The organism is Modestobacter sp. VKM Ac-2983, assembly GCF_026967885.1.
Classification (GTDB): domain Bacteria; phylum Actinomycetota; class Actinomycetes; order Mycobacteriales; family Geodermatophilaceae; genus Modestobacter.
The window spans coordinates 70,816-84,461 of record NZ_JAPVBK010000002.1 but is presented as its reverse complement, the minus strand read 5'-3'; the positions used below and the strand labels follow the sequence as shown (position 1 = coordinate 84,461).

Below are 13,646 nucleotides of genomic sequence, written 5' to 3'. Positions count from 1 at the left end.
ATCGCCGCCTGCGGCGCCAGCGCGGACAAAGACTGCGCCAGCACTTCCGTTTACGTGTCTTACGGCGATGATCGTCGAACGTTCCTCCCAACGATCCAAGGGCAGCCAAGGTGTGTGCACACCTGGCCAGCTAGGGTGTGTGGCCATCTGGAGTAGTGCAGGTGACTTCGCCGCCGATCAAGACCGTTATTCCACCGCTCACGGCAATCTGCACTAGACCCGGTTCTAGGGTGAACACCTTCTCAGACACTTTGGCCCCAGATTCAATAAGCCAAGTCTGCTCCCAGTCACTGCCAGCCTCACCCTGCACGGTGATGATGACAGTCGCGTCTTCTGGATTCTGCGAAGCGGACAGGTCCCAGACTCCAGCCCTCATTCTTAGCGAGGTGCAGCTGCTGTCTTTAATGTTGATGGAATCGTCCCGCAAGGCCATGGCATACGGAAATGGCTGTCCCGCAACGTTATATGTTCCACCGCAACACGGGCCCCACTGCGCTACGGGTATTGTGAATGTCGGTGGCTCTGTTGGCGGGCTTGAGGGTGGCGTTGAGTCCTGCGGCGTAAGCGACGTGGTTGGCTCTGAAGGTGGAGTAGCCGGCGGGGAGCTTGTGGCTGAGTTGCCGTTGACGACGATCGTTATTGCCCCTTGTGCGTCGGCGATAGTGGCGGCACCCACAGTCGCAGCGGCCCCGACTAGCGCACCGGCGATGGCCGTAACCAACGGGTGTCTGGCAAAGCGGGCCGCTGGACCACCTGGCGACCGTCTGACCTCGTTTGTCCCGCTAAGGCTCATGATCCCCCGTCCGATGGCCCGCGATCCCCAGGCTGTGGTGGGTGCGACTGTGAAGCACTGGCGCTGCAGAAGCCAGATGAAGGACCGCCGACGCCGAGGAGCCCATCCTGCTGTTCTTCGCCGTCGGCGTAGTCGCGATGACCCCCGCACGTGCCGCAGGCCGGCGCCTTCTACAGCTACGTCTCCCGCGGGCTGAACCGCGAGCTCGGGCTGGGCGCGGCCATGCTCGCGCTGCTCACCTACGTCACCATCCAGGGCGCGGTGCTCGGCTACATCGGCCAGGCCATGGTCGACCTGCTCGGCCGCTACGGCGTCGCCTCCCCGCCCTGGTGGGTGTGGACGCTGGTGGTCATCGGCGGCATCGGCGTGCTCGGCTTCCGGCACATCGACCTGTCCAGCAAGGTGCTCGGGCTGCTGCTGATCGCCGAGGTCGCGATCGTCGTCGTCCTCGACATCGCGGTGGTGGGGCAGGGCGGGCCGGAGGGCTACTCCACCGGCGTCTTCAGCCTGTCGACGGTCACCAGCGGCTCCCCCGCGCTCGGCCTGATGTTCGCCATCGCCGGGTTCATCGGCTTCGAGGCGACCGCCGTCTTCCGCGACGAGGCCCGCGACCCCGAGCGCACCATCCCCCGGGCCACCTACCTGGCGCTGGCGATCATCGGCGTCTTCTACGCCGTCTCCAGCTGGGCGATCGTCACCGCCTGGGGCGACGGCGGCGTCGTCGAACGCGCCGCCGCCGACCCGGGCTCGATGGTCGTGGAGACCACCGACATCTACCTCGGCACCGTGGCCGCCGACGTCCTCAACGTCCTGCTCGTTACCAGCCTGTTCGCCTGCGCGCTGAGCTTCCACAACGTGCTGAGCCGCTACTACTTCAACCTCGGCAACACCGGGGTGCTGCACAGCAAGCTCGGCAACGCGCACGCCCGGCACGCCTCCCCGGCGTCGGCCTCGCTGACGCAGACGGTGATCAGCGCGGCGCTCATGGTGGTGTGCGCGTTGGCCGGGCTGGACCCGGTGCTCGAGGTCTTCACCTGGCTGTCCGGGATCGCCACGGTGGGGATCGTGGCCCTGATGCTGCTCACCTGCGCGGCGGTGCTCGTCTTCTTCCGCCGCACCCGGGTCGACACCCGCCCCTGGCAGACGCTGATCGCGCCCGGCCTGGGGTTCCTCGGGCTGGCCGCCGTCCTCGTCGTCCTGGTGCAGAACCTGCCCCTGCTGATGGGCGAGTCGACCGCCCTCGGCGTCGCCGCCGGCGTCCTGTTGCTGGCCACCCTGCTCGCCGGACCGGTCCTGGCCCGGTTCCGCCCCAAAGCCGCTGCCCTGACCGACTCGAACCTGGAGGCCTGACCCATGACCATGACCGCGCCGGTCACCACCGCCACCCACCCGCTCTCCCGGCTGTCCGCCGAGGAGTTCACCGCGATCCGGTCGATCGTCGCCGACGCCGGCCTGGTCGGTGAGTCGACGAAGTTCGTCTACGTCGGCCTGGACGAGCCGCACAAGGACGTCGTCCTCGCCTGGTCACCCGGCGACCCGATCGCGCGCCAGGCCCGGGTGCTGCTGCTCGACCGCGGCACCGGCAACGGCGCCGACCTCACCGTCTCGATCACCGAGGGGGCGGTGACCGGCAACAAGCCGATCGACGCGCTGGTCGACGGACAGGTGCCCATCCTGGACGCCGAGTTCGAGGCGATCGAGCCGATCCTCGCCGCCGACGAGCGGTGGGTCGCCGCGATGGCCAAGCGCGGCCTGGACGTGGCGAACGTGCGCAGCGTGCCGCTGTCGGCCGGGTCCTACTTCCCCGACGAGTTCGGCTCCCGCGTCGTCCGGGTGCTCGGCTTCCACCAGGCCGACCCGGAGGACCTGCCGTGGGCGCACCCGGTGGACGGCGTCGTCGCGTTCGTCGATGTCACCCGCGGCGTGGCCATCGACGTGCAGGACCACTTCGACCTGCCCGTCCCGGCCGAGCGCGCCGAGCTCACCCCGGACGTCGTCAGGGACCTCAAGCCGATCGAGATCACCCAGCCCGAGGGGCGTTCGTTCAGCGTGGAGGACGACGTCATCCGCTGGGCCGGTTGGGAGGTGCGCGTCGGGTTCGACGCCCGCGAGGGCCTCACCCTCAACCAGCTGTCGGTCGACGGCCGCTCGGTCATCCACCGCGCGTCGATCAGCGAGATGGTCGTGCCGTACGCCGACCCCTCACCGGTGCGGTTCTGGCAGAACTACTTCGACACGGGCGAGTACCTCTTCGCCCGGTACACCAACTCCCTGGAACTCGGCTGCGACTGCCTCGGCGAGATCCACTACTTCGACGGTGTGCTCGCCGACGAGGACGGCAACCCGCGCACCATCAAGAACGCCATCTGCCTGCACGAGGAGGACTACGGCGTCGGGTGGAAGCACACCGACATCTTCAACGGGATGCTGGAGACCCGGCGCTCGCGGCGGCTGGTGATCAGCTTCTTCACCACGATCGGCAACTACGACTACGGCTTCTACTGGTACCTCTACACCGACGGCACGATCCAGCTGGAGTCCAAGGCCACCGGGATCGTCTTCACCTCGGCCTACCGCGGCGAAGAGCACCCGTACGCCACCGAGATCGCCCCCGGCCTGGGCGCGCCGTTCCACCAGCACCTGTTCTCCGCGCGGCTGGACATGGCCATCGACGGGGTGGCCAACACGGTGCACGAGGTGGACGCCGTCCGGGTGCCGATCTCGGAGACCAACCCGTACGGCAACGCCTTCACCCGCAAGCTGACCCCGCTCACCACCGAGAAGGACGCCGCCCGGCTCACCGACGCGACCGTCGGGCGGACCTGGCACATCGTCAACCCGTCGGTGCGCAACCGGCTCGGCCAGCCGGTCGGGTACGCGCTGCACCCGGAAGCCTCGCCGGTGCTGCTGGCCGACGAGTCGTCGTCGGTCGCCTCCCGCGCCGCGTTCTCGACCAAGAGCCTGTGGGTGACCGCCTACGACCCGGCCGAGCGGTATCCGGCCGGCGACTTCGTCAACCAGCACCCCGGGGACGGCGGCCTGCCCGCGTTCGTCGCCGACGACGCCCCGGTGGAGAACACCGACGTGGTGCTGTGGCACACCTTCGGGCTCACCCACTTCCCGCGCCCCGAGGACTGGCCGGTCATGCCCACCGACTACTCCGGGTTCACCCTCAAGCCGGTCGGCTTCTTCGACCGGAACCCGGCGCTCGGGGTGCCGAAGTCGACGTCGTCGCACTGCGCGACCGGCGAGGGCCACTGTTCGTGAGCTCCGCCGTCCTGGTGGCCCGGCCGAGGGCGCTGGCCCTCGGCCGGGTGGCCGCCGGGCTGGCGGTGGCGTCGGCAGGGGTGCACCTGCTGCTGGTCGACGGATCGCTCGGGTCGGTGGTGATGGTGCTGATGGCGGCGGCCTGCCTGCCGTGCGCGTGGCACCTGTGGCGGTCGCCCAGCGGGTCGGTGTGGCGGTTCACCGCCCTGGTGGACGCCGCGATGTTGGTGCTGCACGCGCAGATGCTGGGCGAGTCGTCGGGCCACGCCCACCACGGCGGGGCGTCGCCGTCGCTGATGTGGCTGGGCCTCGCCCTGGTCGGCGGGCAGCTCGCCCTCGCCGGTGCCGCCGCCCTCCGCCGTCCCTGACATCCCTGTGGGGCCAAAGTCGCGACTTTGGCCCCACAGGGGGCAGTGACGTGCACCAGTGGCGGGTCATCAACGCGGAACCCGCCACCTGCGCACATCGCTGGCCCCTGAGCCGCCGCTCACGCGTGGCCCCGGGCTTCTTCCCGCCACTTCTGCCGGGCCTGCCGCACGAACGAGTGCAGCGGGTGGGCGGCGTTGTCGGACTGGTTCAGCGGTGGCTCCAGCTCGGCGATCACCCGGGTCTCCACCGTCCACGGCTCGGGGTGCTCCGCCCAGGTGAGCTGCAGCCGCTCCGCCATCCACTCCGACAGCCGCAGCTCGTCGGCGTTGACGAGGACCGGCCGCGTCGTCCACCGGCTCCGCCAGCCCTGCTGCTCGCTGAGCAACGCGGCGAGCGACCGGCGCAGCGTCGACGAGCCGGTCGTCCCGCGGATGTGGTCGCCCACCACCCGGCTGCGCAGCGTGGCCTTCGACGCCGCCCCGTTCGGCGCGATGCCGACGTACAGCAGCTGCAGGTCAGCGGCATCGTGCCGCGGTCCGGAGATCCCGGGCAGCGCTCCGAACCGCCCCCACCAGGCGTACAGCCCGGGCGCCGCCGGCACAGCGGTGACAGCATCGATCAGCGGTACGGGCAGGCCGCGCAACGCGGCCACGACGTCGTCCATGCGACCAGTCAACGGCACCACCCACCCGGCCTGTGGACAACGCCAGCGGCGCGGGCCCGACGCGCGGCAGAGTCCCCCGCCGTGAGGACCCGACCGCGCCCCGACATCCCCGTGACCAGCAACGCCGAACTCACCGAACGGTGGCGGGACCTGCTGCACCTGGACGGACCGCCGTCGGACCGCCGGCTGTTCCTCGCGTGGCTGCGAACCGACGGCACGATGGTCCATCTGCTCATCCCGGTCGAGGAGCTCCCGCTCGAGCCCGACCGGGTGGCGCTCGGCAACCTCGCCGAGCTGCACACCGTCGTGGCCGAGTCCGAGGACGTCGACCCGGCCGACCTGCACCTGGCGATGTGCCTGGAACGACCCGGCCCGGCGACACCCACCCCCGACGACGCCGCCTGGTGCAGCGCGATCGAGTCGATCATCCGTGGGCGCGACGGGCTCGACTGCAGCCTGCACGTCCACGACGGGCGCACCGCCCTGCCGCTCCTCCCCCGGCTCACGTGGTCGGCGGCGTGAACGCCGACATGCCTGCTCGCAGATTGCAACAGGCCGGTGGACGATCGCGGCATGCCGAGCCTGTACCTGCGCAACGTCCCCGTCGAGGTGATCGAGCGCCTAACCCGGGTGGCCGAGCGCGAGCGCACGTCGGTCAGCGCGGTGGCGATCCGGGAGCTGGCCGACGTCAGCCACCGGGCGGACAACCGGACCCTGCTGGCGGCCCTGCCGGACACCGACGTCGGCCTCGACGAGGTCGTGGGCGCCATGAACGCAGGCCGCGCGGAGCGGTGATCGTCCCGCTGGGCTGCGCGCTGCTCACCGCCGACGCCCGACTGGCGCGCACACCCCCGAATCACCTGACCGGTCACCGTCGTAGCCAACTGACCGACGTCGCGACGGCCGCAGCACAGCCGGCACCAACCGGACGTTCCTGTCAGAAAGTCGAACTGGCGTTCGAATCATGACGACCGCGGCGGCACCACCACTGCCCCTCACCGACCAGCTCCGGGCCCAGTTCTCGGAAAGCCTGGGTCGGGGACTACGCGAGGGTCTCGACTCCACCACACCTGGGACGTTGCTCGGCATGGCGTCGTCGCTGCTCGACCTCACCAGTGATCCCGACGCCGATCCCGGGAGCACGGCGCAGGTCGTCCGCCACCTCACGGCCTGGGACCGCCCGGAGGCGTCGGCCGGCGCACTCGCCATCGCCACGCTGGCCGACGACCCAGTCCTGCGCCGATGGGTGCGCCGGGACATCGCCGACCGTGGGCACGCCGTGCCGCGCTGGCTCGCCGACCTGCACCTCGCCACCCCGGCCGCCCGGGCAGTCGAGCTGATCGGCCCCTTCCGTGAGGCGGACGACGTCGTCCTCGGCGTCACCATCCCCAGCGGACATGCGCTCACCGGCGTCGTCCGCGTCGACAACGAGCTGGGCGCCCGAGCCGTCGACGGCGCCCTGTTCGAGCACCCGATCGAGACGGTGCTGCACTCGCTGAGAACGGATGACGACCCGGATCTCCGCATCCGCGACATCAGCGCGGCGGATGCCCGCGCCCGGCTCACCGCTGCGTTCACGGGAGCGAGACTGGACGAGGTCCTGAGAACCAGCACGAAGTGGCGAAGCCAGCGCTGCATCGTGCGGTGGATGCTGTCCCGCTTCCCCGACGGCGGTGACGCCACCGTGCCGGGGAGACTGGACGACGTCGACACCGACGAGCTCACCGCGCGGTTCCTGGCCTCACCGTGGGGCCGCCCGTGGACACGAGGTGCACTCCCGCTGCTGGTCGAACGGGTCCTCACCAGCGGTCTGAGCAACGGCGTGGGTGACCCGCTCCTGTGGGCACCGCGCCACGTCGGCCGACTGCTCGACCCGCGGCTGCACGACCTCGACCCCGACGAGCTCGACCTCGACCGCGCCCCTGAGCTGCTGCGCGACCTCATCCGGTACGGCCACGGCGAGCGCGGCGTGCGCGTTGGACTCACCGATGCATCGCTGCACGCGGTCGACCGGTGTGCACCTGCCTTCCGCACCGCTGTCCGGAGGTGGGACGACGACGTGACCGCATAGCCGCTAGTCCGACAGCTGCAGGTGCACTCGCAGTGCGTCGTCAAGCTCGCTCATCAGGTCCAGCGGCACCCGGCCCAGCACCGGCCCGATGCGTTCGACGGCCACCGCTCGAACCTGCTCGGCCTGGGCCTTCGAGTCCACCGCGAGCCCGGTGCGGTCAGCGGGGAGCAGTGCCTGGAAGGGGAACACCCGGGACACGTTGCTGGTCACCGGCACCACGGTGACCACGCCCCGCCCGAGCCGGGCGGCCGTGGCGTTGGCACGGTCGTTGCTCACCAGCACCGCAGGCCGCCGCTTGCTCGCCTCACTGCCACGGACGGGCTCCAGGTCGACGAGGCGTACCTCACCGCGGCGCATCGACCAAGCCGTCCCCCGCGGTCACGTCCCACGCCGATTGCTCGCCGGTGCTTTCCCACTCCTCCCACGCCGCTGCGTAGTCCTCCTCAAGTTCCGCCTGCCGCAGCAGTCGGAGCGCGTGCTGGATCACCGCGGAACGCCCCTTGAGGCCGGCGGTGCGGGCGTACTCGTCCAACAGTGCGACGTCCTCATCCGACAGGCTGACGCTCAGCTTCACTCCCCGATGCTACTTTCGGTAGCATTCAGGTAGCAATAGCGGTCTACCTTGATGTCGCGCGGATCGCCGGAGGGCTGCTGATGTCGTCGCGCGCCCGGCGGGCGCACCGCCCTGCCGCTCCTCCCCCGGCCCACGTGGCCGGCGCTGTGAGCGTCGAATCGCCCGCTCGCAGCCCGGTGGACGATCGCCACCTCCGCCGCCCCTGAGCCGTTGTGCGCTGATTGTCGGTTCACCGAGCCGGAACCAACGACGAGCGCACAACCGTGACCGAACACGGGTGCTCGACTCAACTACTGCTGCGCGGGGCCGTGGTTGCTGCTGCGTCACCTGTGCCGATCACCGCGTCCCAGCGTCGAGGAAGGACCCGTGGGTCTCAGCGTCGTCAGCAACCTCGCCGCGGTGAACACCCATCGCCACCTGTCGCTGACCAGCACCGCGATGACCCGGTCGCTCGAGCGGCTGTCCTCCGGCTACCGGATCAACCGGGCGGCGGACGACGCGGCGGGCCTGGGCATCTCCGAGGGACTGCGGTCACAGGCCGGCGGGTTCGCCCAGGCCATCCGCAACACCCGGGACGGCGTCAGCCTCGTCCAGGTCGCGGAGGGCGCGCTGGCCGAGACGACCGCGACCCTGCAGCGCATGCGCGACCTGGCCGTCCAGGTCGCGAACGAGGGAAGCGCTGGACCGCAACGCCACCGCCGCCGTCCAGCTGGAGCTGAACCAGCTCAAGGACGAGCTGAGCCGCATCGCGGACACGACCACCTTCAACGGCATCCCGCTGCTGGACGGCAGCTACCACCGCAGCTTCCAGGTGGGCGCCGACGCCAGCGACAGCGTCGCGGTTCGGATCGGTGGCGCCATGACTCCCCGGGGCCTGGGCATCGACGCCCTCAACATCGCCGCGGTCGACGATCCCGCCTCGGTGACGGCGATCCCGGCACAGGGGCGGATCCAGCACCTGCGGATCGGCGGGGTCGTCTTCCTCGGCGCCACCGCCAGCCCCCAGACGATCGACGACCTGACCGGCGTCATCACCTACGAAGGCCACCAGTTGGACCTGGCTGCCGTCGATCTCTCCGGTGCCACGAGCACCGGCGAGATGGTCGACCTGCTGAACGCCGCCGCCGTGGTCCAGGGCTTCACCCACCGGACCGACCCGTTCGTGGACGACGGCGACGACCTGATCTTCCGCGGCCTCGAACCCACCGCCGGCGCGACGGACGCCGAGCTCGACGCCCTCACCCCCGCGTACGACACCCCCGGGCCCGACGTCCGGGTCATCGCGGCCCAGACCTCCTTCCCACCCTCCGCCGGCCTGCTGGGCTTCCCCGGGACGCTCGCCGACGCTCTCCCCACCCTCCGGGGCACCGTCTCCGCCGACGGGCACAGCCTCGAGCTGGGCGCGGTCAGGTACACCGACAGCGACGGGGACGGCGCCGTCAGCGGCGACGAGGCCCTGGCGCAGCTGAACGCGGCGGCCGAGCTCGCGGGCATCACGACCGACGACAACGCCTTCGTGGTCAACAGGTTCATCACGTTCAGCGGGGACGCGTACGTGGACCACGGCGTGAGCCTGTACTTCACCGGCGCCACCCCCGCGGACGGCGCGACCCCCGAGGAGCTCAGCCGGCTCAGCCCGAGGTTCACTCCCGGCCGGGACCTGATCACGACGATCGACGCGGCCATCCGGACCGTGTCGACCCAGCGGGCCGAGCTGGGCGCCGTCCAGAACCGGTTCGAGCACACGATCGCCGCCCTGGGCGTCGCGACGGAGAACACCGTGGCGTCGCTGTCCCGGATCCGGGACGCCGACATCGCGCTGGAGACGACCGCCCTGGCTCGTAACCAGATCCTGCTCCAGGCCGGCACCGCGATGCTGGCGCAGGCCAACCAGACACCGCAGCTCGTCCTCAGCCTGCTGCAGGGCTGACCGGAGCTGTTCCCCGGCTCGGGATCAGCGACGCCGCGGCACCGCCCGGGGGGCCGGCCCCGCCGACTACGTCGGGTCGTCGATCGGTCCCTCGCCGGCCAGCCAGGCGTCCTCGCGGGCGTGGAAGGCGACCAGCTCCGCCCAGCGGTCGTCGCCGAGCAGGTCGAGGTTCAGCACGACGCCCCGCTTCGTCTGCAGGTACCCGAGGTACCGGTACGACGGGCGCAGCCCGTCCAGCAGCGGTACGTCCAGGTCGGGCACCTGGCCGGGGACGACCGGCCGCAGCTCGTCCCACTCGAACAGCACGTGGAAGGTCAGCAGCTCCCACCCGCCCACCGACCGCACGGCCCGGGAGAAGAACCGGCAGTAGGCGTGGACGTCGGCCTGGATGCCACCGACCTCCTCGCGCAGGAAGATCTTCGCCGGGCTCTCCACGGTGGCGCGGTCGCCGTCGACCTTGGCGAAGGCGGGGAACACCCAGTGCTTCCCGGAGAACGGCCCGGCGGGCACGTCGCCCAGCAGCTCGCGCGTCGAGTCGACGTACGCCTGGCCGCCGACGCCGTCGTACCAGGTGGTGCGGACCCAGGCGCCCGGGTGGAAGCAGTCGGCCATCACGTCGAACCGCCGCTGGTCGCGCGCGAACCGCTCGCGCCGGACCAGGTCGAACAGATCCTGCTCGTCAGCCGACGGCACGGGGCGCGCCTCCGCCGAGCTCGGCGCTCAGCGCGTTGGTCGTGGCCAGCAGCTGCTCCAGGGTCGATTCGAGGTCCAGCTCCCCCGCCCCCAGCAGCGCCACCGTCGCGGCCAGCCCCTTGTCGTCGAACACCGGGGCGGCCACCGCGACCGTGCTCCCGTTCCACACCACGCTGTAGCCCTGCCGCCGGGCCGAGTAGACGTCGGTCTCCAGCCGGGCCCGCTGCGCCGGCGACATCCCGGCGGTGGCGGTCTCCATGGCCGAGGCATCCCCGTAGGCGAACATCAGCTGCGACTGCGCGGCCGTCGGGTCGAGCTTCGTGCCCGGGTGCACCGTCATGACGACGACCCGGCTGGTGTCCTCCTCGGTCAGCGCCACCACCGGCCCGGTGGTGCCGCGGACGCTGAGGACCGCCGTCATCCGGACGGCGGTCCTCAGCCGCTGCAGGTGCGACCCGGCGATCTCCACCACCCGGCGGCGGCCCAGCGCCTGGACCCCCAGCTCGAGCATCAGCCCACCGAGCGCGAACGTCCCCCGGCGAGACCCCCGCTCGAGGATCCCGGCCGCCGCCATCGAGGCGCAGTAGCGGTAGGCCGTCGTCCGGTTGAGCCCGGTCGCGTCGGCGATGTCGGCCGCCGTCAGCTCGACCACCTGCGGACCGAACAGCGCGCAGATCTGGGCGACCCGAGCCACCGCACGGATGTCAGCGGTCGACGTCGCGTCCTCGGAGTTCGCCATGCGCGAAGAGTAGTTCACCAGGGGCACTTCTCGACGGGTCCGGGCTCGAGCGGGGTGCTCAGCCGGCCAGCCAGTTGGTCAGCTGCGCGGAGACCTCGTTGTAGTTCTCGGCGTACCAGTCGACGTCCTGCATCACGTTCTCCCCGGTGTTCACCGGGCCGTACACCTCGACCTTCTGCTGGCTCTCCGACAGCTCCGGCTCCGAGTTCTTGTTCACCGGCGCCGTCCCCAGATCCTCGGAGATCGACGCCGCGGCCTCCGGGCCGGTGAGGGAGGAGACGAAGGCCTCCGCGGCCGCCGCGTTCGGGGCGCCCTTCGGCACCGCGAAGGCGCTCAGGGTCGTGACCGTGGTGTCCCAGACGATCGTGATGTCCAGGCCCTGGTCCAGCAGCGGCACGAGACGTGAGTCCGACAGCAGGAACATGTCCACCTGACCGGAGCCGACCGCCTGCTGCAGCGCGCCGACGTTGGGGGCGAAGGTGGTGACGTCGCGGATGGTGTCCAGCTTCTCCAGCGCCCGGTCGACGTCCAGCGGGTAGAGGTCCTCGGGCGCGACCCCGTCGGCGAGCAGCGGGTACTCCAGGATGCCGTTCTGCAGGTTGGTCAGGATGCCGCGCTGACCCGGGAACTCCTCCACGTCGAAGAAGTCCTCGATCGTCTGGGGCGCCGTGCTCGGGTCCGGGTACGCCTCGGTCCGGTAGGCGAAGGGCGTGGAGTTGATGAACCCGCCGACATAGCACTCGCCGACCGCCTGCTCGACCAGCTCGTCCTCGCTGACGCCGCTGTACTCCACCGGCTCGAAGAGCGTGTCGCAGTTCTGCTGCGCGGCCGCCGGGGCGACGGCGACGACGTCCCAGGAGACGGCGCCGGCCTCGACCTGCGCCTTGACCTGCGCGACGTCCGGCGGGGAGGTGTTGACGAAGGTGACCCCGGGGTTCTCCGCCGTGTAGGGCTCCTGCCAGTCCTTGATCATGGCGTCCTGGCCGTCGCCGCCGTAGCCGACGAACGTCAGCTGGGCCTCGTCGGCGGTGCCCGCGGCAGCGGGGTCGCCCCCGCCGTCGTCACTGCCGCAGGCGGCGAGCGAGGTGGTGAGGACGATCGCGCCGAGGGCTCCGAACGCGCGCATGGATCGTGGCATCGTTGTCACTTCCTTGAGAGGCGGGCTCGTGAGGCCCAGAGGTTTGTTCGGCATGTGATGTGTGTCATCGCCATGTGAACGCTAGTCCCGTGCCAAGCGACGCGGCAAGCATGTCGAGCCGGGCATCTGAGAAAGTTGCACTGCGCTGTGACACGACCGTGCACATCGTGAACGCGCAGGTGGGAGGGCTGTTCCTGCCGTCCGGCTCCGGGCATGCCGAGGCACCGCGCGGCGGTCCACCGCGCGGTGCCTCGGGACGAGCGTCAGCGCGACACGACCCGCTGCCGCTCCACCCGCCACCAGGCCACCACGTCCTGCCCGACGGCCAGCTGGGTCTCCGACGCGTCCAGCCGGGACTGTCCGACGACGTCGCTGCCGCCGTAGGAGAGGACGACGTTCCGGTAAGAACCCAGGTAGTGGACGTCGGTGACCCGCGCCGGCACCGCGTTCGCACCGGCCGGCACCTCGTCGGCCCGCTGGGCGATGCGCACGTCCTCCGGCCGCACCATCAGCGCCGCGTGCTCGGCCGCCCGGGCCCGGTCGGACACCGTGCGCGGCTCCACCGCCCAGGTGCGGTCGCCCCACACCACGGTGCTGCCCGGCGCCTGGGCCAGCTCGAAGACGTTCGAGTCGCCCAGGAAGGTCGCGGTGAAGAGGGTCTCCGGCTCCCGGTACAGCGTCTCCGGGCTGCCGACCTGCTCGATCCGCCCGCTGTTGAACAGCGCGATCCGGTCCGAGAGGCTCATCGCCTCCTCCTGATCGTGGGTGACGAAGACGAACGTCGAGCCCACCTCCCGGTGGATCCGCTGGATCTCCGCCTGAAGCGCGCCGCGCAGGTTGCGGTCGAGTGCGCCCAGCGGCTCGTCCAGCAGCAGCGCCTTCGGGTCGAAGACGATGGCGCGGGCCAGCGCCACCCGCTGTTGCTGCCCACCGGAGAGCTGGGACGGCACGTTGTCGTCGCGCCCGGTGAGCTGGACGAGCTCCAGCACCTCGGCCACCCGGCGGGTGATCTCCGCCTTGGACACCTTCCGCTCCCGCAGCGGGTAGGCGACGTTCTGCGCCACCGTCATGTGCGGGAACAGCGCGTAGTTCTGGAACAGCATCCCCAGGTCCCGCTTGTGCGGCGGGAGGTTGCTGACGTCGTCCCCGTTGAAGGCGATCCGCCCCGAGGTGAGGGTCTCGAAGCCGGCGATCAGGTTCAGCGTCGTGGTCTTGCCCGAGCCGCTGGGCCCGAGCAGGGTCATGAACTCCCCCGGCTCGATCGTCAGCGAGACGCCGTCGACGGCCGGCACGGCCAGGCCGTAGTCCTTGACGACGTCGGTCAGCCGGATCTGCGTCCCCGCCCGGGGGGCGGCGGGCGCGGCGGTCGGAGCGACGGTGGACGTGGTGGTGGCGGGCATGCCAGCTC

At 70.9% G+C, this 13,646-nt stretch carries 15 protein-coding genes and 2 pseudogenes; 10 read left to right on the top strand and 7 right to left on the bottom strand.

Annotated elements, in window-relative coordinates; all coding sequences use genetic code 11:
* Window positions 1-943: 943 nt before the first annotated feature.
* Genes O2W18_RS06965 through O2W18_RS06955 form a run of 3 tightly spaced genes read left to right on the top strand, consistent with a single transcriptional unit; the run spans window position 944 to window position 4,428 of the window.
* On the top strand, window positions 944-2,143 hold the full coding sequence (locus O2W18_RS06965; protein WP_269186820.1) for an APC family permease: 1,200 nt from the start codon (window positions 944-946) through the stop codon (window positions 2,141-2,143).
* A 3-nt stretch (window positions 2,144-2,146) separates the two neighbouring features.
* Window positions 2,147-4,060, top strand: a complete 1,914-nt coding sequence (locus O2W18_RS06960; RefSeq protein WP_269186819.1) for a primary-amine oxidase — start codon at window positions 2,147-2,149, stop codon at window positions 4,058-4,060.
* Window positions 4,057-4,428, top strand: a complete 372-nt coding sequence (locus O2W18_RS06955; RefSeq protein WP_269186818.1) for a hypothetical protein — start codon at window positions 4,057-4,059, stop codon at window positions 4,426-4,428. Before O2W18_RS06960 ends, O2W18_RS06955 begins: the two co-directional genes overlap by 4 nt.
* A 119-nt stretch (window positions 4,429-4,547) precedes the next feature.
* On the opposite strand, the gene O2W18_RS06950 is transcribed toward O2W18_RS06955, so the two are convergent.
* Window positions 4,548-5,093, bottom strand: coding sequence for a GIY-YIG nuclease family protein (locus tag O2W18_RS06950; protein WP_269186817.1), 546 nt, complete (start codon window positions 5,091-5,093; stop codon window positions 4,548-4,550).
* 81 nt (window positions 5,094-5,174) lie between these two features.
* On the opposite strand from O2W18_RS06950, the gene O2W18_RS06945 reads away from it, so the two are divergent.
* The 4 genes from O2W18_RS06945 (at window position 5,175) to O2W18_RS06930 (ending at window position 7,164) form a co-directional block, all read left to right on the top strand.
* Window positions 5,175-5,615 (top strand): hypothetical protein, encoded by a 441-nt coding sequence (locus tag O2W18_RS06945; RefSeq protein ID WP_269186816.1) that lies wholly within the window; start codon window positions 5,175-5,177, stop codon window positions 5,613-5,615.
* Between the two features lie 51 nt (window positions 5,616-5,666).
* Complete coding sequence (locus O2W18_RS06940) at window positions 5,667-5,888, top strand: hypothetical protein (RefSeq protein WP_269186815.1); 222 nt, start codon at window positions 5,667-5,669, stop codon at window positions 5,886-5,888.
* Complete coding sequence (locus O2W18_RS06935; protein ID WP_269186814.1) at window positions 5,885-6,061, top strand: hypothetical protein; 177 nt, start codon at window positions 5,885-5,887, stop codon at window positions 6,059-6,061. Before O2W18_RS06940 ends, O2W18_RS06935 begins: the two co-directional genes overlap by 4 nt.
* A gap of 119 nt (window positions 6,062-6,180) precedes the next feature.
* Window positions 6,181-7,164, top strand: a complete 984-nt coding sequence (locus O2W18_RS06930; protein WP_269186813.1) for a hypothetical protein — start codon at window positions 6,181-6,183, stop codon at window positions 7,162-7,164.
* A gap of 3 nt (window positions 7,165-7,167) precedes the next feature.
* On the opposite strand, the gene O2W18_RS06925 is transcribed toward O2W18_RS06930, so the two are convergent.
* Window positions 7,168-7,521: a type II toxin-antitoxin system PemK/MazF family toxin gene (locus O2W18_RS06925; protein WP_269186812.1), complete on the bottom strand. Its 354-nt coding sequence runs from the start codon at window positions 7,519-7,521 to the stop codon at window positions 7,168-7,170.
* Window positions 7,508-7,738, bottom strand: a complete 231-nt coding sequence (locus tag O2W18_RS06920; RefSeq protein WP_269186811.1) for a ribbon-helix-helix domain-containing protein — start codon at window positions 7,736-7,738, stop codon at window positions 7,508-7,510. The genes O2W18_RS06925 and O2W18_RS06920 overlap by 14 nt, the downstream gene beginning before the upstream one ends.
* A gap of 438 nt (window positions 7,739-8,176) precedes the next feature.
* Between O2W18_RS06920 and O2W18_RS21705 the strand changes: the two are divergent.
* From O2W18_RS21705 to O2W18_RS06910, 3 genes and pseudogenes are all read left to right on the top strand, one after another.
* A pseudogene (locus O2W18_RS21705) lies at window positions 8,177-8,359 on the top strand (flagellin N-terminal helical domain-containing protein); the annotation flags it as partial.
* 58 nt (window positions 8,360-8,417) lie between these two features.
* A pseudogene (locus O2W18_RS21700) lies at window positions 8,418-8,480 on the top strand (hypothetical protein); the annotation flags it as partial.
* A 117-nt stretch (window positions 8,481-8,597) separates the two neighbouring features.
* Window positions 8,598-9,668 (top strand): flagellin, encoded by a 1,071-nt coding sequence (locus O2W18_RS06910; protein ID WP_269186809.1) that lies wholly within the window; start codon window positions 8,598-8,600, stop codon window positions 9,666-9,668.
* Between the two features lie 66 nt (window positions 9,669-9,734).
* Here O2W18_RS06910 and O2W18_RS06905 read toward each other — a convergent pair whose 3' ends face one another.
* The 4 genes from O2W18_RS06905 to O2W18_RS06890 all read right to left on the bottom strand — a co-directional run bounded on the left by O2W18_RS06905 (window position 9,735) and on the right by O2W18_RS06890 (window position 13,638).
* Window positions 9,735-10,361, bottom strand: a complete 627-nt coding sequence (locus tag O2W18_RS06905; protein ID WP_269186808.1) for a nuclear transport factor 2 family protein — start codon at window positions 10,359-10,361, stop codon at window positions 9,735-9,737.
* On the bottom strand, window positions 10,348-11,100 hold the full coding sequence (locus tag O2W18_RS06900; RefSeq protein WP_269186807.1) for an IclR family transcriptional regulator: 753 nt from the start codon (window positions 11,098-11,100) through the stop codon (window positions 10,348-10,350). Before O2W18_RS06900 ends, O2W18_RS06905 begins: the two co-directional genes overlap by 14 nt.
* A gap of 58 nt (window positions 11,101-11,158) precedes the next feature.
* Window positions 11,159-12,226, bottom strand: coding sequence for an extracellular solute-binding protein (locus tag O2W18_RS06895; RefSeq protein WP_269186806.1), 1,068 nt, complete (start codon window positions 12,224-12,226; stop codon window positions 11,159-11,161).
* A 275-nt stretch (window positions 12,227-12,501) separates the two neighbouring features.
* Window positions 12,502-13,638, bottom strand: a complete 1,137-nt coding sequence (locus tag O2W18_RS06890; RefSeq protein WP_269186805.1) for an ABC transporter ATP-binding protein — start codon at window positions 13,636-13,638, stop codon at window positions 12,502-12,504.
* Window positions 13,639-13,646: the final 8 nt, after the last annotated feature.